The 23,440-nt window shown below is 39.8% G+C and carries 23 protein-coding genes and 2 other annotated features; all 23 genes read left to right on the top strand.

The window, feature by feature from the left end; genetic code table 11:
• Window positions 1-4: 4 nt before the first annotated feature.
• The 23 genes from ACIQXW_RS19780 (at window position 5) to rpoB (ending at window position 23,350) form a co-directional block, all read left to right on the top strand.
• The gene (locus ACIQXW_RS19780) at window positions 5-547 is read left to right on the top strand and encodes a UvrB/UvrC motif-containing protein (protein WP_340821722.1); all 543 of its coding nucleotides are present in this window, start codon (window positions 5-7) and stop codon (window positions 545-547) included.
• Window positions 544-1,653 carry a protein-arginine kinase McsB gene (gene mcsB, locus ACIQXW_RS19775; protein WP_340821724.1) on the top strand — a complete coding sequence of 370 codons (1,110 nt, stop codon included), beginning with the start codon at window positions 544-546 and terminating at the stop codon, window positions 1,651-1,653. Before ACIQXW_RS19780 ends, mcsB begins: the two co-directional genes overlap by 4 nt.
• Entirely contained in the window at window positions 1,643-4,087 is a 2,445-nt protein-coding gene (locus tag ACIQXW_RS19770; protein ID WP_401012495.1) for an ATP-dependent Clp protease ATP-binding subunit, read from the top strand. Before mcsB ends, ACIQXW_RS19770 begins: the two co-directional genes overlap by 11 nt.
• A gap of 111 nt (window positions 4,088-4,198) precedes the next feature.
• Window positions 4,199-5,575 carry a DNA repair protein RadA gene (gene radA, locus ACIQXW_RS19765; protein WP_340821728.1) on the top strand — a complete coding sequence of 459 codons (1,377 nt, stop codon included), beginning with the start codon at window positions 4,199-4,201 and terminating at the stop codon, window positions 5,573-5,575.
• A 328-nt stretch (window positions 5,576-5,903) separates the two neighbouring features.
• On the top strand, window positions 5,904-6,989 hold the full coding sequence (locus ACIQXW_RS19760) for a PIN/TRAM domain-containing protein (protein WP_401021079.1): 1,086 nt from the start codon (window positions 5,904-5,906) through the stop codon (window positions 6,987-6,989).
• Between the two features lie 12 nt (window positions 6,990-7,001).
• Window positions 7,002-7,694 (top strand): 2-C-methyl-D-erythritol 4-phosphate cytidylyltransferase, encoded by a 693-nt coding sequence (gene ispD, locus ACIQXW_RS19755; RefSeq protein WP_402765120.1) that lies wholly within the window; start codon window positions 7,002-7,004, stop codon window positions 7,692-7,694.
• 249 nt (window positions 7,695-7,943) lie between these two features.
• Complete coding sequence (gene ispF, locus ACIQXW_RS19750) at window positions 7,944-8,420, top strand: 2-C-methyl-D-erythritol 2,4-cyclodiphosphate synthase (protein ID WP_024364393.1); 477 nt, start codon at window positions 7,944-7,946, stop codon at window positions 8,418-8,420.
• Window positions 8,421-8,541: 121 nt separating this feature from the next.
• On the top strand, window positions 8,542-10,002 hold the full coding sequence (gene gltX / locus ACIQXW_RS19745; protein ID WP_402764879.1) for a glutamate--tRNA ligase: 1,461 nt from the start codon (window positions 8,542-8,544) through the stop codon (window positions 10,000-10,002).
• A gap of 49 nt (window positions 10,003-10,051) precedes the next feature.
• Window positions 10,052-10,269 (top strand) — a binding site (T-box leader).
• A 188-nt stretch (window positions 10,270-10,457) separates the two neighbouring features.
• Window positions 10,458-11,108: a serine O-acetyltransferase EpsC gene (epsC, locus tag ACIQXW_RS19740; protein ID WP_340821735.1), complete on the top strand. Its 651-nt coding sequence runs from the start codon at window positions 10,458-10,460 to the stop codon at window positions 11,106-11,108.
• On the top strand, window positions 11,105-12,505 hold the full coding sequence (cysS, locus tag ACIQXW_RS19735; protein ID WP_340821736.1) for a cysteine--tRNA ligase: 1,401 nt from the start codon (window positions 11,105-11,107) through the stop codon (window positions 12,503-12,505). Before epsC ends, cysS begins: the two co-directional genes overlap by 4 nt.
• Before the next feature lie 5 nt (window positions 12,506-12,510).
• Window positions 12,511-12,930, top strand: a complete 420-nt coding sequence (locus ACIQXW_RS19730) for a Mini-ribonuclease 3 (protein ID WP_340821737.1) — start codon at window positions 12,511-12,513, stop codon at window positions 12,928-12,930.
• A complete protein-coding gene (gene rlmB / locus ACIQXW_RS19725; protein WP_340821738.1) occupies window positions 12,930-13,682 on the top strand; it encodes a 23S rRNA (guanosine(2251)-2'-O)-methyltransferase RlmB in 753 nt (250 codons plus the stop codon). The genes ACIQXW_RS19730 and rlmB overlap by 1 nt, the downstream gene beginning before the upstream one ends.
• Before the next feature lie 2 nt (window positions 13,683-13,684).
• Window positions 13,685-14,197, top strand: coding sequence for an NYN domain-containing protein (locus tag ACIQXW_RS19720; protein WP_340821739.1), 513 nt, complete (start codon window positions 13,685-13,687; stop codon window positions 14,195-14,197).
• Between the two features lie 68 nt (window positions 14,198-14,265).
• Window positions 14,266-14,913 (top strand): RNA polymerase sporulation sigma factor SigH, encoded by a 648-nt coding sequence (gene sigH / locus ACIQXW_RS19715; RefSeq protein ID WP_024364386.1) that lies wholly within the window; start codon window positions 14,266-14,268, stop codon window positions 14,911-14,913.
• A 76-nt stretch (window positions 14,914-14,989) separates the two neighbouring features.
• The gene (rpmG, locus tag ACIQXW_RS19710) at window positions 14,990-15,136 is read left to right on the top strand and encodes a 50S ribosomal protein L33 (protein ID WP_340821740.1); all 147 of its coding nucleotides are present in this window, start codon (window positions 14,990-14,992) and stop codon (window positions 15,134-15,136) included.
• A gap of 48 nt (window positions 15,137-15,184) precedes the next feature.
• Window positions 15,185-15,370, top strand: a complete 186-nt coding sequence (gene secE, locus ACIQXW_RS19705; RefSeq protein WP_004233589.1) for a preprotein translocase subunit SecE — start codon at window positions 15,185-15,187, stop codon at window positions 15,368-15,370.
• A 313-nt stretch (window positions 15,371-15,683) separates the two neighbouring features.
• Complete coding sequence (nusG, locus tag ACIQXW_RS19700) at window positions 15,684-16,217, top strand: transcription termination/antitermination protein NusG (RefSeq protein ID WP_340821742.1); 534 nt, start codon at window positions 15,684-15,686, stop codon at window positions 16,215-16,217.
• Window positions 16,218-16,448: 231 nt separating this feature from the next.
• A complete protein-coding gene (gene rplK / locus ACIQXW_RS19695; protein WP_004233593.1) occupies window positions 16,449-16,874 on the top strand; it encodes a 50S ribosomal protein L11 in 426 nt (141 codons plus the stop codon).
• A 116-nt stretch (window positions 16,875-16,990) separates the two neighbouring features.
• Window positions 16,991-17,689, top strand: a complete 699-nt coding sequence (gene rplA / locus ACIQXW_RS19690; protein ID WP_401012515.1) for a 50S ribosomal protein L1 — start codon at window positions 16,991-16,993, stop codon at window positions 17,687-17,689.
• Between the two features lie 54 nt (window positions 17,690-17,743).
• Window positions 17,744-17,890: a sequence feature (ribosomal protein L10 leader region), on the top strand.
• Window positions 17,891-17,922: 32 nt separating this feature from the next.
• Window positions 17,923-18,423, top strand: a complete 501-nt coding sequence (gene rplJ, locus ACIQXW_RS19685) for a 50S ribosomal protein L10 (RefSeq protein WP_010860619.1) — start codon at window positions 17,923-17,925, stop codon at window positions 18,421-18,423.
• 72 nt (window positions 18,424-18,495) lie between these two features.
• A complete protein-coding gene (gene rplL / locus ACIQXW_RS19680) occupies window positions 18,496-18,855 on the top strand; it encodes a 50S ribosomal protein L7/L12 (protein ID WP_010860618.1) in 360 nt (119 codons plus the stop codon).
• A gap of 74 nt (window positions 18,856-18,929) precedes the next feature.
• Window positions 18,930-19,532, top strand: coding sequence for a class I SAM-dependent methyltransferase (locus ACIQXW_RS19675; RefSeq protein WP_340821746.1), 603 nt, complete (start codon window positions 18,930-18,932; stop codon window positions 19,530-19,532).
• Window positions 19,533-19,774: 242 nt separating this feature from the next.
• On the top strand, window positions 19,775-23,350 hold the full coding sequence (gene rpoB / locus ACIQXW_RS19670) for a DNA-directed RNA polymerase subunit beta (protein ID WP_340821747.1): 3,576 nt from the start codon (window positions 19,775-19,777) through the stop codon (window positions 23,348-23,350).
• The last annotated feature ends 90 nt before the right edge of the window (window positions 23,351-23,440 follow it).

Here is a 23,440-nt window from a genome sequence, read left to right as displayed (position 1 = left end):
GGAAATGATTTGCGAACATTGCAAGCAGCGCAATGCGACAGTAACTGTGACACAAGTACAAAATGGGCAGAAGGTGGAACACCATTATTGCGATGTCTGTGCATCACAGTTCCATCCGTTCCATGCAGAGTTTAAACAAGAGCCTGTATCGATTCAACAATTATTATCCAACTGGTTTGGCTCACCTACATGGCAAAAAGTCGGTGAAAAACAGCAAGCGCCACCTCAGCAACAAACATGTCCACAATGTGGATTTACGTATAAGCGATTTTTAAAAGAGGGTAAATTTGGTTGCCCTAGTTGTTATGACACGTTTAGCGAGCATTTGCCAAAGCTGTTTAATCGTATTCAAGCAGGACCACAGCATATAGGTAAAATGCCTGGTGCTCAAAACAATGTTTTTGTCATTAAAAAGCAAATTGAAGATATTCGAAAACGCATGAAGGCTGCAGTGGACGAGGAACAATTTGAGGAAGCGGCGAAGCTTCGTGACGAGGCAAAAAATCTTGAGCAACAGCTACAATTCGAAGGTGGTGATGTGTCATGATGATTGAATCGTTTTTAGAGCGTGCTACACCTGCCTGGATGGATATGGAGGATGATTATTCAGATATCGTCATTAGTACACGCATCCGCCTTGCGAGGAACTTAGATGGTTTTCGTTTCCCTTTAGTTTTCTCGGAAAACGAAGCATTACAGGTAGAGCAGGCTGTCACCCACGCAATACAGGACAGTTCCAAGCTTCAAGAAAGATATTCTTATTTTTCTATAAAAGATTTAACATCGTTACAACGACAAATTTTAGTTGAAAAGCATTTGATTAGTCCACAGCTTGCAAAAAAAGAGCAAGTCGGCGCTATGTTGTTGTCTGAGGATGAATCTATTTGCATTATGGTGAACGAAGAAGACCATTTACGCATTCAATGTATGACGGCGAGTTTTCAACTTCAGAAGGCCTACGAGCAAGCAAATAAGATTGATCGAGCCTTAGAAGGAGCCTTGCCATATGCGTTTCGTGATACTTTTGGATATTTAACAAGTTGTCCAACCAATATTGGTACTGGATTACGTGCTTCTGTTATGATGCACCTTCCCGCGCTTACACTGACAGGTCAGATGAATCAAATCATCAATGCAATGACTCGTTTAGGGATGACCGTTAGGGGTATATACGGTGAAGGTAGTGAAAATTTAGGGAATATTTATCAAGTATCAAATCAAATTACACTAGGAAAAACAGAAGAAGACATTTTAGCAGACATCCAAAGTGTTGCAGAAAAAATAATTCAAAAAGAACGACAAGCAAGAAGCAAGCTAATGGAAAAGGCGGAACTTGCTTTAGAAGATCGTGTATACAGAGCTTTAGGGACATTAACACATGCTCGAATTTTAACGAGTGAAGAAGCTGCTACTTGCATATCAAATGTACGTTTAGGAGTGGATTTGCAGTTGATTGATAATATTAAAGCAACATCTTTAAACGAATGCGTTGTCAGCATGCAACCAGGTTTTTTACAGCACTATGCAGGTGAGGTTTTACCGCCTGCTGAGCGAGATAGAGCACGAGCAAAAATGTTGCGAGAGGCATTATTTCTAGAAACTAAGAGTAAGCCTATTATAGGGGGAAAAGGAGAGGATTCATATGATGTTTAATCGTTTTACACAACGCGCACAAAAAGTATTACAGCTTGCACAGGAAGAGGCAATTCGTTGGAAGCACGAATCAATAGGAACAGAGCATATTCTTTTAGGGCTTATTCGTGAAGGCGGTGGTATAGCTGCGAAAGCATTAGAAGCCATTGATATTAGCCCTCAAATGATTGAAGCAGGTATTGAAGAGCTAGTCGGTAAAGGAACAGAGGATGTTGGACCAATCGTGCACTACACGCCTCGTGCGAAAAAAGTAATTGAATTATCGGTTGATGAGTCGCGTAAATTAGGCCATTCCTATATTGGCACAGAACATTTACTATTAGCGCTTATTCGTGAAGGCGAAGGGGTAGCTGCTCGTGTATTAAACAATGCTGGTGTGGGCTTAAATAAAGCTCGTCAGCAAGTATTATTGTTATTAGGTAATAACGACAATGCACAATCTGGACAACAAGCGACACAGGCTGCAAATACGCCTACATTAGATAGCTTAGCGCGCGATTTAACACAAATTGCTCGTGAAGGTTCGTTAGACCCTGTTATTGGACGTAGTAAAGAAATTACACGTGTTATTGAAGTGCTATCACGTCGTACGAAAAATAACCCTGTGCTTATTGGTGAACCAGGGGTAGGTAAAACAGCGATTGCTGAAGGCTTAGCGCAACAAATCATTAACAATGAAGTGCCAGAAATTTTGCGCGATAAACGTGTAATGACGCTTGATATGGGAACGGTTGTTGCCGGCACTAAATACCGCGGTGAATTTGAGGATCGTTTGAAAAAGGTAATGGATGAAATTCGTCAAGCGGGCAATGTCATCTTATTCATTGATGAATTGCACACGCTAATCGGTGCAGGTGGGGCAGAAGGTGCAATTGATGCTTCAAACATTTTAAAACCATCATTGGCACGTGGTGAATTACAATGTATTGGTGCTACAACATTAGATGAGTACCGCAAATACATTGAAAAAGATGCAGCTTTAGAGCGTCGTTTCCAACCGATTCAAGTCGATGAGCCAACTGTTGAAGAAGCTATTCAAATTATTCACGGCTTGCGTGATCGTTATGAGGCGCATCACCGTGTGAAAATTACAGATGAGGCGATTGAGGCAGCGGCAAAAATGGGTGATCGTTATATTTCAGACCGCTTCTTGCCTGATAAAGCAATCGACTTAATCGATGAAGCTGGTTCAAAAGTACGCTTACGTTCATTTGCAGTGCCACCAAATTTAAAGGCACTGGAAGATAAACTTGAAAATGTTCGCTCTGAGAAAAATGCGGCTGTATCTGGTCAAGAATTTGAAAAGGCAGCGTCTTTAAGAGATACAGAGCAAAAGCTAAAAGACGAAATTGAAACAACGCGTAAAACATGGAAAGAAGAACAAGGTAAAGCCGAATCGAAAGTAACGGTAGACGATGTGGCAGCTGTAGTTTCTATGTGGACGGGAATCCCTGTAGCAAAAATTGCACATGAAGAATCATCTAAACTATTACAACTTGAGGAAGAATTGCATAAACGAGTTGTTGGGCAAGGTGAGGCTGTTGAGGCAATTTCTCGTGCGATTCGACGTGCAAGAGCTGGTTTAAAAGATCCGAAACGTCCAATAGGTTCATTTATTTTCCTTGGCCCTACAGGGGTCGGGAAGACAGAACTTGCAAGAGCACTTGCAGAAGTAATGTTCGGTGATGAAGATGCGATGATTCGCGTTGACATGTCAGAATATATGGAGAAACATTCGACTTCACGTTTAGTGGGTTCACCTCCGGGATATGTAGGCTTTGATGATGGTGGTCAGCTTACAGAAAAAGTGCGACGCAAACCATATTCCGTTGTGCTACTCGATGAAATTGAAAAAGCTCACCCAGATGTTTTCAATATTTTACTTCAAGTACTTGAAGATGGTCGTTTAACTGATTCTAAAGGACGTGTCGTTGATTTCCGCAATACGGTTGTCATTATGACTTCTAACGTTGGCGCGGACGCGTTAAAGTATCAAAAAAATCTTGGCTTCAGCTTAGGCAGCTCGGAGTCGAAGCATAAAGATATGAAGGGTACAATGCTAGAAGAATTGAAAAAAGCATTCCGTCCAGAATTTTTAAACCGTATCGATGAAATGATTGTGTTCCACTCACTAGAAAAAGAACACTTAAAAGAAATCGTTTCAATGATGGCTAATTCCTTAACAAAACGTCTACAGGAGCAGGATATTACGTTAGAGTTAACCGATGCTGCACTAAATAAAATTGCAGAGGAAGGCTATGATCCTCAATATGGTGCTCGTCCACTCCGTCGTGCATTGCAAAAACAAGTGGAAGACCGTCTATCGGAAGAACTGCTTAAAGGCAATGTAGAAAAAGGAAACCAAGTTGTAATCGATTATGTAAATGAAGAATTTGTCGTTAAGAAAAAAGAAGGCGTTTCAATTTCTAAATAAGCAGATCGTTTATTGTTAACGTGTTGATTTGAGAAGACAGCGAGGCCAAGAGTGCCAAGCTGTCTTTTTTTATGTAAAATGAATATAAGAACAAATATTCGAGGTGGTACTATGGCGAAGAAAAAAACTAAATTTGTCTGTACAGGTTGTGGATATGAATCTGCAAAGTGGATGGGTCGTTGTCCAGGGTGTGGAGAATGGAATAAAATGGTTGAAGAAGTAGAGGTCGTTGCGAAAGGTCCTCGAGGAGCATTCCAACATTCGGCTACAGTAACACAAAAGGCTATACCTATTATACAAGTGGAAGCAGCTGAGGAATCTCGGGTAGCTACTGAAATGGGAGAGCTCAATCGAGTTTTAGGCGGTGGTATCGTGCCAGGATCGCTTGTATTAATCGGTGGTGACCCTGGGATTGGGAAATCAACGCTTTTATTACAAGTATCAGCGTTGCTATCAAATAAAGGGCACCGTGTGCTGTATATTTCTGGGGAGGAATCTATTCGACAAACGAAATTGCGTGCAGAGCGTTTAGGAGTAATATCTCAAGAACTTTATATATATTCGGAGACGAATTTAGAGTTGTTAAACCAAACGATTGATGATGTTCAGCCGAAGTTTGTGATCGTCGATTCCATACAAACTGTTTTCCATCCAGAGGTGACAAGTGCACCTGGTAGTGTGTCGCAAGTGCGTGAATGTACAGCAGAGCTAATGCGAATTGCAAAAACAAAAGGCATTGCCATTTTCTTAGTAGGGCATGTAACGAAAGAAGGGCAAATTGCTGGACCACGTATTTTAGAGCATATGGTGGACACCGTGTTGTATTTCGAAGGAGAGCGCCATCACAACCACCGTATTTTACGGAGTCAGAAAAACCGCTTTGGCTCTACAAATGAAATTGCTATTTTTGAAATGCTTCAGGGGGGCTTAAAGGAAGTGTTGAATCCGTCTGAGTTGTTTTTACAGGAACGCTCACAAGGTGCGGCGGGCTCAACCATTGTGGCATCAATGGAGGGGACAAGACCAATTTTAGTAGAAATTCAATCACTTGTGACGCCGACGAGCTTCAATTATCCAAAACGTATGGCAACAGGGGTGGACCAAAACCGCGTGCAATTGCTTATGGCGGTGCTTGAAAAGCGGATGGGCCTCATGCTGCAAGCGCAGGATGCATATATTAAAGTTGCTGGCGGTGTGAAGCTAGATGAGCCTGCAATTGACCTAGCGGTGTTGACGAGTATTGTTTCTAGTTTTAAAGATCAGGCGGTGCGTGGTACAGATTGCTTTATTGGTGAAGTGGGCTTAACAGGAGAGGTTCGTCGTGTAACACGTATTGAACAACGTGTTATTGAGGCGGCAAAACTAGGCTTTAAGCGAGCGTTTATACCTGCCTCTAATATTGGTGGTTGGGATTTCCCTCAAGGTATCGAAATTGTTGGTGTAGAGACAATTAAGGACGCATTGAATGCCTGCTTTAGAGAGCTATAAATAAATTATTAGGTCAATTTTATAAATAGTTCCTATAAGAATTCCAACATTGTAGTGGAACGTTACAAAATGATAAAAGTGAATTATGAAATTGATTGACTAAATAAGGTGCATGCTGGGGGATATCCTAGCATGCACTTTTCAACCATTTATAGCGGTCATAAAAATTTTATGAAATTGGATAATAATTATTGCAAAAATAATGCATCTCTTCAGGCTTCTGTAACGTCCCATAAACAGCAGTAAAAATAATAATGTTTTGATGGGCTCAAAAAAGATTTTCTGCTGAAAAATATGTATAATCATTATAAGAATTGGAGGTGACAGTATGAAAAAATTTATTCAGATTGCTTTTTTACTGATTGGGGGAGCTTTAGGCCTTGTTTTCTTACCGCCATTATACGAATTGCTTCATTTATCATCTAATCCTTGGCTTGATAATCCTTATGTATCAGTTGCTTTAGGGGCACTTTTACTATTTACATTATCGTTTGCATTTTCCGACTATTTTGTTCGGCTTATTAGCTGGATGGAAGAGGTGCTATTTAAAGTACCAGTTGGAGATTTATTATTTGGTACGCTTGGCCTTATTGTAGGACTTATCGTTGCATATTTCCTAGGCTTTGCGATTAATAGCGTTCAGATTCGCGGTATTACAGAAGTGATTCCAATCATCCTGTCGTTTGTGTTTGGATATTTGGGCTTCCGTGTAGGCTTTAAAAAGCGAGATGAGTTACTACAGTTATTTACATTACGTGGGAGTAATGCGAAGAAAAAAGCAGCTGAAGGTATTGATGCTCCAGAAATTCGTGGTAGTTATAAATTGTTAGATACGAGCGTTATTATAGACGGACGTATAGCGGATATATCTGAAACAGGCTTTATCGAAGGTGCCCTAGTAGTGCCGCAGTTTGTGCTAACGGAGCTTCAGCATATTGCAGATTCCTCCGATACTTTAAAACGTACAAGAGGTCGCCGTGGTTTGGATATATTAAAAAAACTGCAAGATGAACGTATGACAAAAGTAGAGATTACTGAAGAAGATTTTGAAGATGTGCAGGAAGTCGATTTAAAACTTGTACGTCTTGCAAAGAAAATGGGCAATGATACACAAATTGTTACGAATGATTTCAACTTGAACAAAGTATGTGAGCTACATCAAGTGCAAGTGCTGAACATCAATGATTTGGCAAATGCAGTGAAGCCAGTAGTTATTCCTGGTGAGGATATGCAAGTTGTCGTTATTAAAGATGGGAAAGAGCATAACCAAGGTGTCGCTTATTTGGATGATGGCACGATGATAGTTGTAGAAGGTGGTCGAAGTTATATAGGACAGGCAATTACAGTAACTGTAACGAGCGTTCTACAAACATCAGCAGGTCGTATGATTTTTGCCAAGCCAAAGGATGATTAGGAAGTGGAAAATGTGCAGTATGAAGTAGTACTTCCGGCGGCAGGTAGCGGGAAGCGAATGGGAGCAGGACTAAATAAATTATTTTTAGAGCTTTTAGGGAAACCGATTTTAATACACACATTAGAAGTATTTGAGCAAGATAGAAACTGCACAGGAATTTGGCTTGCGGTGAAGCCGGAGGAGCGAGCGTTTATTCAAGAATTGCTCGTGAATTATGGTATCTCTAAGGTCAAGGGCTTGCCCGATGGTGGTGCAGAGCGCCAACATTCGGTTCATTCCTGCATGAAGGAAATGGAGCAAGTTGATATCGTTTTAGTGCATGATGCAGCACGTCCATTTATTACGCACGCAATTATTGCAAACCTTGTGCAAAGTGCCCATGATTTTGGCGCTGCTATCGCCGGCGTTCGTGCAAAGGATACGATGAAAAAAGTACGTGATGGCATCATTGAAGAAACAGTAGATCGTGAAAGTCTGTGGATGATTCAAACACCGCAAGCTTTTCGCTTTGATTTGATTGTAGAGGCCGAAGATGTTGCCGAGAAAGTAGGCTTCCTAGGTACAGACGAGGCAATGCTAGTTGAACGTCTTGGTCATGCGGTTCATATTGTAGAGAGTACCTACGAAAATGTGAAGATGACAACTAAAGAAGATTTACTATTTGGTGAAGCAATTTTACGTCGCCGAGTGTCGGAATCTTATTAAAAATAACTTTTAAATCTCATCAGCTTTAAATGTAGCTGATGGGGTTTTTTTTATTCATCTTGAACAAACTATAAAAAACTTTAAGTATGTTGTTTATCTCTATCTTAAGTAAGATATGTATGGAAAGAGTTTTGAAGATGATGTGGAGAGCTCAATTTCCTAGGAAATATGGTAAACTGTCTATAAATAGAAAATCATAAAGGCAGGTGAATGCTGTTACAATTATCTCTGTTGTAACGGCAGTATTGTATGTTTCGAGTAGGACAAGGTTTTGACGTACATGCATTTGAAGAAGGGCGTCCACTAATTATTGGCGGTATTACAATTCCGCATGAAAAAGGCTTAGTAGGGCATTCGGATGCAGATGTATTATTACACACAGTAACAGATGCAGCACTTGGGGCAATAGGTGAAGGCGATATTGGTCGTCATTTTCCAGATACAGATCCTGAATGGAAGGATGCTGATTCAGCAAAGTTACTAGAGTATATTTGGAAAATCGTTGAAGACAAAGGCTATGTGCTTGGCAATGTAGATTGCACCATTATGGCACAACGTCCAAAAATGGCGCCTTACATTGAGCAAATGAGAAACCGCATTGCAACGCTATTAAACGCAGACGCATCACAAGTGAATGTCAAAGCGACAACTACTGAAAGACTGGGCTTTACAGGTCGAGAAGAAGGCATCGCTTCAATGGCAACGATTCTATTGATAAAAAAATAAAAAATGGCGCGTGTCCAATTCCTAAGCACGCGCTACTTTTATTTCCTATACTACAGTGGTAAAATGAACAATTAAAAAGGTCGGAATTATTTTCAGACGAACATTTAGGAGGCATTTAATTATGACGAAAGAAGTTCGCGTTCGTTACGCGCCATCACCAACTGGATTTTTACATATTGGCGGTGCTCGTACAGCGTTATTCAACTATTTATATGCAAAACATCATAACGGTAAATTCATCGTGCGTATTGAAGATACGGATATTGAGCGTAATGTAGAAGGTGGAGAAGCGTCTCAGTTAGATAACTTAAAATGGTTAGGTATCGAATATGACGAGTCAATCGATATTGGTGGTCCTTATGCGCCTTATCGTCAAATGGAACGCCTAGATATTTATAAAGAGCATGCTGAAAAGTTATTACAAGAAGGTAAAGCTTATAAATGTTTCTGTTCATCAGAAAAATTAGAGGCATCTCGTGAAGAGCAAAAAGCTCGTGGCGTTGCAGCACCAACATATGATGGTACTTGCCGTCATTTATCTGCTGAAGAAGTAGCGGCTAAAGAAGCGGCTGGCGAGCAATATACAATTCGTATGCGTGTACCTGAAAATGTAACATATGAATTTGAAGATTTAGTGCGTGGACAAGTATCGTTCGAATCAAAAGATGTTGGTGACTGGGTACTTGTGAAAGCAAATGGTATTCCAACATACAACTATGCGGTAGTGTTAGATGATCACTTTATGGAAATTTCACACGTATTCCGTGGTGAAGAACATTTATCAAACACACCAAAACAAATGATGATTTTTGATGCATTTGGCTGGGAATATCCTCGCTTTGGGCATATGACATTAATCATTAACGAGAACCGCAAAAAATTATCAAAACGTGACGAGTCAATTATTCAATTCGTAACGCAATATAAAGACCTTGGTTATTTACCAGAAGCTATGTTCAATTTCTTCGCTTTACTAGGTTGGTCTCCTGAAGGTGAAGAAGAGATTTTCACAAAAGAAGAATTTATTAAAATGTTTGATGAGAATCGTTTATCAAAATCGCCATCTATGTTTGATAAGCAAAAGCTTACTTGGATGAACAATCAGTACATCAAAAAATTATCTTTAGAAGAAGTAGTGGCTTTATCTTTACCACACTTACAAAAAGCTGGCGTATTACCAGAAGAGCTAACAGTTGAAGAGCGTGCTTGGGCAACAGATTTAATCGCCCTTTACCATGAGCAAATGAGCTTTGGTGCTGAAATCGTAGAGCTATCTCGCCTATTCTTTAACGATCATATTGAATATGATGAGGAAGCAAAAGCAGTTTTAGCTGGCGAGCAGGTACCAGAGGTAATGGCTGCGTTTAAAGTGCAACTTGAAAATTTAGAAGAATTTACACCTGAAACTGTCAAAGCAGCTATTAAAGCTGTGCAAAAAGAAACAGGGCATAAAGGTAAAAATTTATTTATGCCAATCCGTGTTGTGACGACAGGTGAAACGCACGGTCCTGAGCTTCCGAATGCTATTTGTTTAATCGGTAAAGAGAAAACAATTGACCGTGTAGAAAAATACGCGAAATAATAGAAATTTATTGACAAACTGTTTCTTCGATGTAAAATGAATGTACATTGAGAAAGCGTTGATAAGGAGAAGTACGTGGCGCAAGCTCTAAAGAGAGGACCATCACCGGCTGAAAGTGGTCTGAGCCAAGGCAAAACCGAAATGCACCTTTGAGCATAAAGCTGAACAATAGTAGGCTTTATCGGGTCGTTCCCGTTATAGGACGTCCAAAGTGGAAGGCTTATGCCTTCAATCAGAGTGGAACCGCGCAAATTCAGCGTCTCTGTCATTCCTTTTTAGGAATGATAGGGGCGCTTTTTATTATTTTTTTATGATTTTCGGGTGTTAGATGAAAAAGGGAAATCATTACTAATAACAATAGGTTTTAAAGTAATTTTGCATAGGGTTATTGTAAGGATTGGAAATAACGTGGTCGAGATCACAAACACACATTGAATCGAAAAGGGGGAGTTTTGATGTTTAAAAGAATAAAGGAAGATGTAGAGACTATTTTCGAAAATGATCCAGCGGCGCGCAGTGTACTTGAAGTTGTGTTAACATATTCAGGGCTGCATGCTACATGGGCGCATCGTGTTGCACACTGGTTTTTTAAAAGACGTTTTTATTTTATCGCACGCGTGATTTCACAAATAAGTCGCTTCTTTACAGGAATTGAAATACACCCTGGTGCTAAAATTGGTCGTCGCTTCTTTATTGACCACGGCATGGGTGTTGTTATAGGGGAAACATGTGAGATAGGTGATAATGTTACACTTTATCAAGGTGTTACACTAGGCGGTACAGGGAAAGAAAAAGGTAAGCGCCACCCGACATTAGAAGATAATGTGTTAGTTGCCACTGGTGCAAAAGTATTAGGTTCTATTACAATTGGTGAGAATAGTAAAATTGGTGCGGGTTCAGTAGTATTAAAAGAAGTACCACCAAATTCTACGGTAGTCGGTATCCCTGGTAAAGTAGTGATGAGAGATGGTGTTCGTTTGGAGAAAAAACTAGACCATCAAAATATTCCTGACCCTGTAGAGGAACGTTGTCAAGGTTTCGAAAAGCAAATAGCAGCATTGCAAGAAGAAATCGGACGCTTACAAAAGGAGAGAGAAACACAATGAGTATTCAAATTTTTAACTCATTAACAAGACAAAAAGAAACTTTCGTACCGCTAGAAGAAGGCAAAGTTAAAATGTATGTTTGCGGTCCGACTGTTTATAACTATATTCATATTGGGAATTCACGTCCTGTAATTGTGTACGATACGGTACGACGATATTTTCAATATAAAGGCTACGATGTGAAATTTGTATCAAATTTCACGGATGTGGACGATAAAATTATTAAAGCAGCAAACGAGCTTGGTGAAGAAGTTCATGAGCTTACTGACCGATTTATTGCTGCATATTTTGAAGATGTTACGGCACTAGGATGCAAAAAGGCCGACGTACATCCTCGTGTAACGGATCACATGGATGACATTATTGAATTTATTAAAGTGTTAATCGAAAAAGGTTACGCATATGAATCGGCTGGCGATGTGTATTACCGAACTCGAAAATTTAACGGCTACGGTAAGCTTTCACATCAATCGGTGGATGATTTAAAAATCGGTGCACGTATCGAAGCAGGCGAGAAAAAAGACGATGCATTAGACTTTGCATTATGGAAAGCAGCAAAACCTGGTGAGATTTATTGGGAAAGTCCTTGGGGCAACGGACGTCCAGGATGGCATATTGAATGCTCGGTCATGGCACGTGAGCATTTAGGTGATACAATTGATATACATGCAGGTGGTCAAGATTTAACATTCCCGCATCATGAAAATGAAATTGCGCAATCCGAAGCACATAACGATACAACATTTGCGCGTTACTGGATGCATAATGGATATATTAATATTGATAATGAAAAAATGTCTAAATCCCTTGGTAATTTTGTGCTCGTGAACGATATACGTAAACAAATCGATCCGCAAATTTTACGTTTCTTTATGTTATCTGTACATTACCGTCACCCAATTAACTTTGCTAAAGATTTAGTAGATGCGGCAGCTACTGGTTTAGAGCGTATTCGCACTTCTTATAACAACGTTAAGTACCGCTTATCCGCTACTGCAAGTCTCGGTGAACACTCGGACGAATGGCTCCAACAAATCGCTACACAAAAAGCACAATTTGAAGAAGCGATGGATGATGATTTCAATACAGCAAATGCTATTTCAGTATTATTTGAATTAGCTCGTATTGCTAATATTTACTTGAATGAGACAAATACTGATGAAAAAGTATTATTAACTTTTGTTGAAACTTTTGAGGTATTAGGTGACGTCTTAGGTATTGAATTTGCAAAAGAGGCTGAACTGCTAGACGAAGAGGTTGAAGCACTTTTGCAGGAACGCGTAGAAGCGCGAAAAAATCGTGACTTTGCTCGTTCAGATGAAATCCGCGACCATTTACAGGCGCAAGGTATCATTTTAGAGGATACACGCCAAGGGACAAGATGGAAACGAGGGTAAGTAACTTGGATAAACTCCGAAATGAAGATGTTAAGCAATTAAATGCATTAGCGCTCGCATATATGGGAGATGCGGTTTTAGAACAAAAGGTCCGCGAGTATTTACTGCGTAGTGGCCGTGTAAAGCCGAATACACTCCATAGAGAAGCAACGCATTATGTATCAGCAAAGGCACAGTCAACGATTGTACATCGCATGATAGATGAAAACTTTTTAACAGAGCAGGAATTGGCAGTGTTCCGACGAGGACGCAACGCCAAGTCCGGTTCTGTTCCAAAAAATACAGATGTCCAAACTTACCGTAATAGCTCCGGCTTTGAGGCGGTACTCGGAAGCTTGTATTTACTAGGTGAATTAGAACGCGTTTATGACATCATTGCATACGCTATTCAAATAATCGAGGAATTAAAAGGAGTGTCAAAATAATGGCAGAACAAAATGGTGAAATTATTGCCGGTAAAAACCCAGTGTTAGAAGCACTTCGTTCAGGCCGCGATATGAATAAAGTATGGATTGCAGAAGGTGTTAAAAAGTCAGGGGTCAATGAACTGCTTGATTTAGCGCGTGAACGTGGCATCATTGTTCAATTTGTTCCGAAAAAAAAGGTCGATCAATTATCGGATGCTAATCATCAAGGAATTGTTGCCTCTGTTGCAGCGTATAGCTATGCAGAGTTAGATGATTTATTTGCAGCGGCACAAAAAAAACAAGAAGATCCGTTTTTCTTAATATTAGATGAGTTAGAAGATCCACATAATTTAGGCTCTATTATGCGAACAGCAGATGCAATTGGCGTTCATGGTATAATTATTCCAAAGCGTCGTTCAGTGAGTTTGACAGCGGTTGTGGCGAAAGCTTCTACAGGAGCGATTGAACATGTACCAGTTGTGCGTGTTAATAACCTAGCACAAACAGTAGATGAGTTAAAAGAGCGCGGCGTATGGATTGCTGGTACAGATGCAAAAGGTTCTGCGGATTATCGAAAAATGGATGCAACCTTACCACTTGCAATTATTATTGGTAGCGAGGGCAAGGGGATGGGTCGCCTGTTAAAAGAGAAATGTGACTTTTTATATCATCTGCCTATGGTTGGGCATGTCACATCATTAAATGCTTCTGTTGCTGCCGCACTATTAATGTACGAAGTGTATCGTAAACGTCAAGAAGCGAATGAGTAACGATGAAAAACATTTTGCTTGTTGACGGCTATAATATGATTGGAGCTTGGAAAGAGCTACGCCCATTACGTGACACAAATTTTGAAGATGCACGTAAGCGATTAATTGAGCTTATGGCTGAATATAAAGCGGCGATAGGATGGCGCGTGATCGTAGTTTTTGACGCCCATCTTGTGCCGGGGGTGGAACAATCTTATATAGAGAATGGTGTCGAAATCATTTATACAAGGAAAAATGAAACAGCAGATGAACGCATTGAAAAGATGACACATGAACTAAAGGCAAGACATGTACAAATTCACGTCGCAACTTCCGATATGGCAGAACAAAGTGTTATTTTTGGTAATGGTGCACTACGCAAATCGGCAAGAGAGCTAGAAATTGATATGAGCATTATTCAGCATAAAATTTCTCACGATGTAAAAAGAAAGCAAGAAAGCAAGCCACCTTCACGCATTGAGCTAAAGCCAGATGTGGCACTTGCCTTCGAAAAGTGGCGTCGTGGATTAAAATGATTGATTGACGCATATTTTCCAATTCCGTTATACTGTTCCTAATTATCTGTTGCAGCTGAGGTGATACCATGTTTAAAAATAGTATTGTACAAGTGACGCAAGATTTTGAACGATTCAATGATGAAGAGCTTATTGAAATGGTGCATCAAGGTAATACAGATGCGTTGGATTTTTTAATTACAAAATACCGTTTGCTAGTAAGAGCAAAGGCAAGGTCTTATTTTTTAATAGGTGCTGATAAAGAGGATATTGTACAAGAGGGTATGATTGGCTTGTATAAAGCTGTCCGTGATTTTAAAGGGGACAAGCTAGCTTCTTTTCGAGCTTTTGCAGAGTTATGTATAACAAGACAAATTATTACAGCTATTAAAACAGCAACAAGGCAAAAACATATTCCACTAAATTCCTATGTTTCTCTAGATAAGCCTATTTTTGATGAGGAATCAGATCGCACATTAATGGATGTTTTAACAGGCGCTATTATGGATGATCCAGAAGAGTTAATGATTCATAGAGAAGAGTTTGGTTATTTAGAAGAAAAAATGAGTGAAATTTTAAGTGAATTGGAGCTACAAGTATTAGCTCTATACTTAGATGGGCAATCTTATCATGAAATTTCTGCAAAATTGAATCGGCATGTAAAGTCAATTGATAATGCTTTGCAACGAGTGAAGCGGAAATTAGAGCGTCATTTAGTGCTCGAGGAAATGTCATAGAGGGCACGTACCCTTGTTGACATTGACAATTTTAGGTGTTAGTCTTTAAAAGACAAAGTGCCGAAAAGGTGATTACATGGCAAAGAAAGTCGTGCTAAATTGTGAAAAATGCGGATCGAGAAATTACACTTTTCCTGCTAAGGGAGATACTACTGTACGTCTCGAATTAAAGAAATTTTGCTCGCATTGCAATGAACATACAGTGCATAAACAAACGTTATAAAATATTTTGTAAATAGACAGATATGATTGATTCGGAGGTTAGGCTAGAATGGGCAAGATTAAAAGTTTTTTCAGCGACGTAATGTCGGAAATGCGAAAAACTAGCTGGCCAAAAAGTAAAGAACTGACGAAATATACAGTCGTTGTAATTTCAACTGTAGTAATTATGGCTTTATTTTTTGTGTTAGTAGACTTAGGTATTTCATCATTATTCCGCTGGTACTTAGATTTATAATTTAGAAAAGAGCATGTTAATACTTTTGAAAATAGCCCGTCCATTACAATAACGGGTTTTTTCGTTTGTTTTATTAAGTGAAGAGCAGTAAAATGTTCTCATTATGATTAAGTGTGACTACCGGCGAAAGTATGTTGGTAGCGATAGATGACTATGCTAATTAGGTATATATCATCGAGCTTTCGCTTGCTAAGGCGAAAGCTATGTTTTTCTATTGGGAAGTTTGTGAAAAGAATAAAGGATGCACTTTGCATATCGCGATCATTTTCACTTTTATTTGTAAGGGAGGGACGGACGAGTAGTCCTAGCAGTTATGGAGAAAAATTGGTATGTTGTTCATACGTATTCAGGGTATGAAAACCGTGTAAAAGCAAACCTAGAAAAACGTGTTGAAACAATGGGGATGCAAGATAAAATCTTCCGCGTTATCGTGCCTGAGCACGAGGAAACAGAAATGAAGGACGGCAAAAAGCGCACAATGATGCGTAAAGTCTTTCCTGGTTATGTCCTAGTAGAGCTAATTATGACAGATGATTCTTGGTATGTTGTCCGCAATACGCCAGGTGTTACTGGCTTTATCGGTTCATCAGGTGGCGGAGCAAAACCAACGCCTCTATTACCAGAAGAAGCAGATCGTCTATTAGAACAAATGGGCATGACTGATAAAATTGTTGAAATCGATATTACTATCGGTGAAGCAGTTGAAGTATTAGAAGGACCATTTGCGCACTTCCAAGGACGTGTTGAAGAAATCGACGCTGAAAAAGGAAAACTGAAAGTATCTGTAGATATGTTCGGTCGCGAAACGATTATGGAACTGGATTTTGAACAAATTCAAAAATTATAGTTTTCCATTCTAGTTACCATATTACGTATGATTGAGCGTATATCGCAGATTTTGTTAATTACTACTTGCTTAAAAAATTTAAAAGTGGTATCATTTCAAAGGTCAGACTGTCATACTTCGGTTGACGTCTGTAATGATAATTTTAATGTTATCGGCAATTAGCTGACAGACAGATATTGAGTGGGAGGGGCAACCCAATTACCACATCACGGACTTAAGGAGGTGTGTCTCGTGGCTAAAAAAGTTATTAAAGTTGTTAAACTTCAAATCCCTGCTGGTAAAGCAAACCCAGCTCCACCGGTTGGTCCTGCATTAGGTCAAGCAGGTGTGAACATCATGGGATTCTGTAAAGAATTCAATGCGCGTACTGCTGATCAAGCTGGTCTTATTATTCCGGTTGAAATTTCAGTATTCGAAGACCGTTCATTTACTTTCATTACGAAAACTCCACCTGCAGCAGTTTTACTTAAAGTAGCAGCTGGTATCCAATCTGGATCTGGTGAACCAAACCGTAAAAAAGTTGCAACGGTTAAACGTGATAAAGTTCGCGAAATCGCTGAAACTAAAATGCCAGACCTTAACGCTGCTTCAGTTGAAGCTGCTATGTTAATGGTTGAAGGTACTGCACGAAGCATGGGTATTGTTATCGAAGACTAATCCCAGTTACTTGATGTTTTTGTTTTTGGAAGGTTGCGGAGTTTCTTTGTGAACGCGCAACCTTTATTCGTGGGAGGTAAAATCCGCTATAACCACAATCAAGGAGGAAATATATAATGGCTAAAAAAGGTAAAAAGCTGCAAGATGCAGTGAAATTAATTGACCGTAACAACGTATACGGCGCACAAGAAGCAATCGAACTTGCTCAAAAAACTAGCACAGTAAACTTCGACGCTACTGTAGAAGTTGCTTTCCGTTTAGGAATCGATACTCGTAAAAATGACCAACAAATCCGTGGTGCAGTAGTGCTACCAAACGGTACTGGTAAAACTCAACGCGTATTAGTTTTCGCTAAAGGTGAAAAACTTAAAGAAGCAGAAGCTGCTGGCGCTGACTATGTAGGCGATGCAGAATACATCCAAAAAATCCAACAAGGTTGGTTTGACTTCGATGTAATCGTAGCAACTCCTGACATGATGGGTGAAGTTGGTAAACTTGGTCGTGTATTAGGACCTAAAGGCTTAATGCCAAACCCTAAAACTGGTACAGTTACATTTGACGTAACGAAAGCAATCGAAGAAATCAAAGCTGGTAAAGTAGAATACCGCGCTGACAAAGCTGGTATTATCCACGCTCCTATCGGTAAAGTTTCTTTTGCTACAGAAAAACTTGTAGAAAACTTCTTAACTGTATTTGACGTTGTTCAAAAAGCAAAACCTGCTGCAGCTAAAGGTACTTACATGAAATCTGTAAACGTTACAACTACAATGGGCCCAGCTATTAAAATTGACGCTGCTAACGTAGTAGTAAAATAATTTTATATAAATTGATTGACAGCTATCCGTATCTTTGGTAAGATGGATGCTGTTGTGAATCATCCATTTGTACCGTAGACAGTAGGAGTGACTTGTCACTTAATGATCCTACCGAGGACATCGGAATTCGGATTCTTATTTTAAAGATGATGACTTTCAGCCTCTGTGTCTATATGACCCAGAGGCTTTACTTTTGTCGGTATAAATGACCCATTCTAATAGGAGGTGTCATCATGAGCAAAGCAATCGAAAACAAACAATCACAAGTGCAAGAAATCACTGAAAAATTCCAAGGCGCTGCTTCTGTAGTAGTAGTGGATTATCGTGGTCTTAATGTTGCACAAGTGACTGAACTTCGTAAACAACTTCGTGAAGCTGGTGTTGAGTTTAAAGTTTACAAAAACACTTTAACTCGTCGTGCTGCTGAAGCTGCTGGCGTTGAAGGAATCAATGAAGTATTAACTGGTCCTAACGCAATCGCGTTCTCAACTGAAGATGTTGTAGCCCCTGCTAAAATCATCAACGAGTTCGCTAAGAAAAACGAAGCTTTAGAAATTAAAGCAGGTATTATTGAAGGTACAATCTCTTCTGTTGAAGATGTTAAAGCACTTGCAGAACTTCCATCACGCGAAGGTCTTCTTTCAATGCTTTTATCTGTACTTCAAGCTCCAGTGCGCAACTTCGCACTTGCAACAAAAGCTGTTGCAGAACAAAAAGAAGAACAAGGCGCATAATTTCTTGCGTTGCATAACTTCCGCGGCTTGACCGCAAAAAACTAAAACATATCCAATTAGGAGGAAATTATAATGAACAAAGAGCAAATCTTAGAAGCCATCAAAGCTATGACAGTTCTTGAATTAAACGATTTAGTAAAAGCTATCGAAGAAGAATTCGGTGTAACAGCTGCTGCTCCAGTAGCAGTAGTTGCTGGCGGTGCTGCTGCAGCTGAAGAAAAAACAGAATTCGACGTAGTATTAGCATCAGCTGGTGCTGAAAAAATTAAAGTAATCAAAGTGGTTCGCGAAATCACTGGTTTAGGTCTTAAAGAAGCTAAAGAAGTTGTAGATAACGCTCCTAAAGCTCTTAAAGAAGGCGTATCTAAAGATGAAGCTGAACAAATCAAAGCTAAACTTGAAGAAGTTGGCGCATCTGTAGAAGTTAAGTAATCTCGTATTACTTTTATACAAAAGGAAGCTCGTCATTGTGGCGAGCTTTTTCTTCATTCTGAGGAGGCGTGAAAATGTCAGATCACTATTATACAAGTAAGCCTCAAACTGAAAGTAAACCTCGTCACTGGACGTTCAAGTTACTTGGGCATACGTTTTCCTTTGAAACGGATGCAGGTGTATTTAGTAAAAGCGAAGTAGATTTTGGATCCCGTGTATTAATAGATGCGTTTCAAACGCCAGATGTAGATGGTGCGATTTTTGATGTGGGTTGTGGCTATGGGCCAATTGGGTTATCAATTGCCAAGGCAAATCCTGAGCGCACTATTTTGATGATGGATATTAATGAACGAGCAGTTGCGCTTTCTCAAAAAAATGCGCAAGTAAACGGTGTTCAAAATGTACGAATATTTGTCAGTGACGGACTATCGAATGTTGATGATGAGGCGAAGGCTGCAGCTATTTTAACCAATCCTCCAATTCGTGCAGGAAAGGACACGGTTTTCCGCTTTTACGACGGTGCTTATGATAAGTTAGTCACTTCTGGAGAGTTATGGGTAGTAATTCAGAAGAAGCAAGGTGCACCATCAACGGTTAGCTATTTAGAAGAAAAATTTTCTGAAGTCGATGTTGTGGAGAAGAAAAAAGGATACTGGATAGTGCGTGCAAAAAAATAAATGAAATATGTATAAAATATTGACTTGACAAAACGGCTATGATAACATGATACAATGCAAAAATATTATTTTGAGGTCGTGTGCCCTTTTGGTATATGAATGATTTTATATGGGTATACTTGCCAAGATAAGTTTAGTTAACCGAAAATGAGATCTTTTTGAAGACTCGTTTTCTTTTTGTCTTTCGAAATCATACACTATTTGGATGATTTTGCAAAGACCTAATATCGCTTTATTGAGGGGTGAATGAGTTGACAGGTCAACTAGTTCAGTACGGACAACACCGCCAGCGTAGAAGCTTTGCGCGTATTAAAGAGGTGCTTGAGCTTCCAAATCTGATTGAGATTCAAACGGCGTCTTACGAGTGGTTCCTTGAAGAAGGTTTACGTGAAATGTTCCGTGACATTTCGCCGATCGAGGACTTTACAGGTAATCTTTCATTAGAATTCATCGATTATGCATTAGGTGATCCTAAATATGATGTCGATGAGTGTAAAGAGCGAGATGTTACTTACGCAGCTCCATTACGTGTGAAAGTACGTCTTTACAACAAAGAAACAGACGAAGTGAAAGAACAAGATGTATTTATGGGTGACTTCCCATTAATGACAGAAACAGGTACGTTCATTATCAACGGTGCTGAACGTGTTATTGTTTCACAATTAGTTCGATCACCAAGTGTGTATTTCCATGATAAAACTGATAAAAACGGTAAAAAAGGCTTCGGTGCGACAGTAATTCCAAACCGTGGCGCTTGGTTAGAATATGAAACTGACGCGAAGGATGTAGTATATGTACGTATTGATCGTACTCGTAAGCTACCAGTAACAGTGTTACTTCGTGCATTAGGATTCGGTTCGGATCAAGAGATTATCGATATTATCGGTGATAACGAATATTTACGTAATACGCTAGAAAAAGATAACTCTGAAAGTACAGAAAAAGCACTTTTAGAAATCTACGAGCGTTTACGTCCAGGTGAGCCACCAACAGTAGAAAGTGCGAAAAGTTTATTATATTCTCGTTTCTTTGATGCTAAACGCTATGATTTAGCGAATGTTGGTCGTTACAAAATGAACAAAAAGCTTCACATCAAAAATCGTTTATTCAACCAAACGATTGCTGAAACGCTTGTTGATCCAGAAACAGGCGAAATTTTAGTAGAGAAGGGCACTGTGCTAGATCGTCGTACTTTAGATAAGATTTTACCTTACCTAGAGGATTCTTCTAAAGGCATTGGCTACCGCACTTTATCACAAGTTGGCGGAGTTCTTGAAGATGACGTAACAATCCAATCTATTAAAATTTATGCACCTAAAGATGAAGCGCAAAAAGAAATCAATGTTATTAGTAATGCCTACATTGACGAAGAAGTGAAGAATATTACACCTGCTGATGTATTATCTTCAGTAAGTTATTTCTTCAACCTACTTTACCAAGTAGGAGCAACAGATGATATTGACCATTTAGGTAACCGTCGTCTGCGCTCTGTTGGTGAGTTATTACAAAACCAATTCCGTATCGGTTTATCTCGTATGGAACGTGTTGTGCGCGAGCGTATGTCTATTAATGATACAGCCGCTATCGTACCGCAACAATTAATCAATATTCGTCCAGTAATTGCGTCTATTAAAGAATTCTTTGGTAGCTCTCAATTATCTCAATTCATGGACCAAACAAACCCGCTGGCAGAGTTAACGCATAAACGTCGTCTATCTGCATTAGGGCCTGGTGGTTTAACGCGTGAGCGCGCTGGTTTCGAAGTGCGTGACGTTCACTATTCTCACTATGGTCGTATGTGTCCGATTGAGACACCTGAGGGTCCAAACATTGGTTTAATCAACTCGTTATCTTCATTCGCTAAAGTAAATAAATTTGGTTTCATTGAAACGCCATATCGTCGTATTGACCATGAAACTGGTCAAGTAACGGATCAAATTGATTACTTAACAGCTGACGAAGAAGATAACTACTATGTAGCACAAGCGAACTCGCTATTAAATCCTGATGGGACATTCACTAACGATGAAGTTGTAGGTCGTTTCCGTGGAGATAACACAGTTTTCAATAAGGCTCAAATGGACTATATGGACGTATCTCCTAAACAAGTAGTTTCTGCAGCGACTGCATGTATTCCATTCTTAGAAAACGATGACTCTAACCGTGCGCTTATGGGTGCCAACATGCAACGTCAAGCGGTTCCTCTTTTAAATCCAGAAGCTCCGTTTGTTGGTACTGGTATGGAACACGTAGATGCGCGTGACTCTGGTGCGGCTGTAGTTGCGAAATACGATGGTATTGTTGAGCATGTTGAAGCTCGTTCAATCCATGTACGTCGCATCGAAACAGTCGACGGTAAAGAAGTTAAAGGCGATTTAACAAAATATAAATTACAAAAATTCATTCGTTCAAACCAAGGTACTTCATACAACCAACGTCCACTTGTAAAAGTTGGCGAACGTGTGAAACCTCGCGATATTTTAGCAGACGGTCCATCTATGGAAAACGGTGAACTTGCTTTAGGTCGTAACGTACTTGTTGCGTTCATGACTTGGAACGGGTTCAACTATGAGGATGCTGTTATCATGAGTGAACGCCTTGTAAAAGACGATGTATATACTTCAGTTCATATTGAAGAATACGAGTCAGAATCTCGTGATACAAAATTAGGACCTGAAGAAATTACACGCGACATTCCAAACGTTGGGGAAGATGCACTTCGTAACTTAGACGAACGTGGTATTATCCGTATCGGTGCGGAAGTACGTGATGGTGATATTCTTGTAGGTAAAGTAACGCCTAAAGGGGTTACAGAATTAACAGCTGAAGAGCGCTTATTACATGCAATCTTTGGTGAAAAGGCACGTGAAGTTCGTGATACTTCATTACGCGTACCACATGGTGCGGGCGGTATCATCCTTGACGTTAAAGTATTTAACCGTGAAGACGGCGATGAGTTACCACCAGGTGTTAACCAATTAGTTCGTGCGTATATTGTTCAAAAACGTAAAATCCGCGTTGGGGACAAAATGGCCGGACGCCATGGTAACAAAGGGGTTATCTCTCGTATCTTACCGGAAGAGGATATGCCATTTATGCCAGATGGTACTCCTGTCGATATCATGTTAAACCCATTAGGTGTACCTTCTCGTATGAACATCGGACAAGTTTTAGAGTTACACTTAGGTATGGCTTCTCGTTACTTAGGTGTTCATATGGCAACACCAGTATTTGATGGTGCCAACGAAGAAGACGTATGGGAAACGATGGAAGAAGCAGGGATGAACCGTGACGGTAAAACAATCCTGTATGATGGACGTTCGGGTGAACCGTTCGATAACCGTGTATCTGTTGGGATCATGTACATGATCAAACTTGCACACATGGTTGACGATAAACTTCACGCACGTTCAACTGGTCCTTACTCACTTGTTACACAACAACCACTTGGTGGTAAAGCGCAGTTCGGTGGACAACGCTTTGGTGAGATGGAGGTATGGGCGCTTGAAGCATACGGTGCTGCATACACACTTCAAGAAATTTTAACTGTTAAATCCGATGACGTTGTTGGTCGTGTGAAAACATACGAGGCTATCGTTAAAGGCGAAAGCGTACCAGAGCCAGGCGTTCCAGAATCATTCAAAGTATTGATTAAAGAACTTCAATCTCTTGGTATGGATGTTAAAATGTTAACAATCAATGATGAAGAAGTAGAGCTTCGCGATCTAGACGAAGAAGAAGACCTTCAACCTGCTGACGCACTTAATATTGCGCCACAGCCAGAAACAGAAGAAGAGCCAGTAGAGTCTTTAGAATAATGGATAAGGTTTAGTTCACATTCGTGTGAATATGGTCAAACTTATTTTTCAAATTAGTCGGGCAGGATTTAACGCCCTGCTCGACTTTCT

This window comes from Lysinibacillus sp. NPDC097162, from assembly GCF_044762185.1.
Taxonomy (GTDB): domain Bacteria; phylum Bacillota; class Bacilli; order Bacillales_A; family Planococcaceae; genus Lysinibacillus.
The sequence above is the reverse complement of the archived record's forward strand: the minus strand, read 5'-3'. Positions and strand labels throughout refer to the sequence as shown.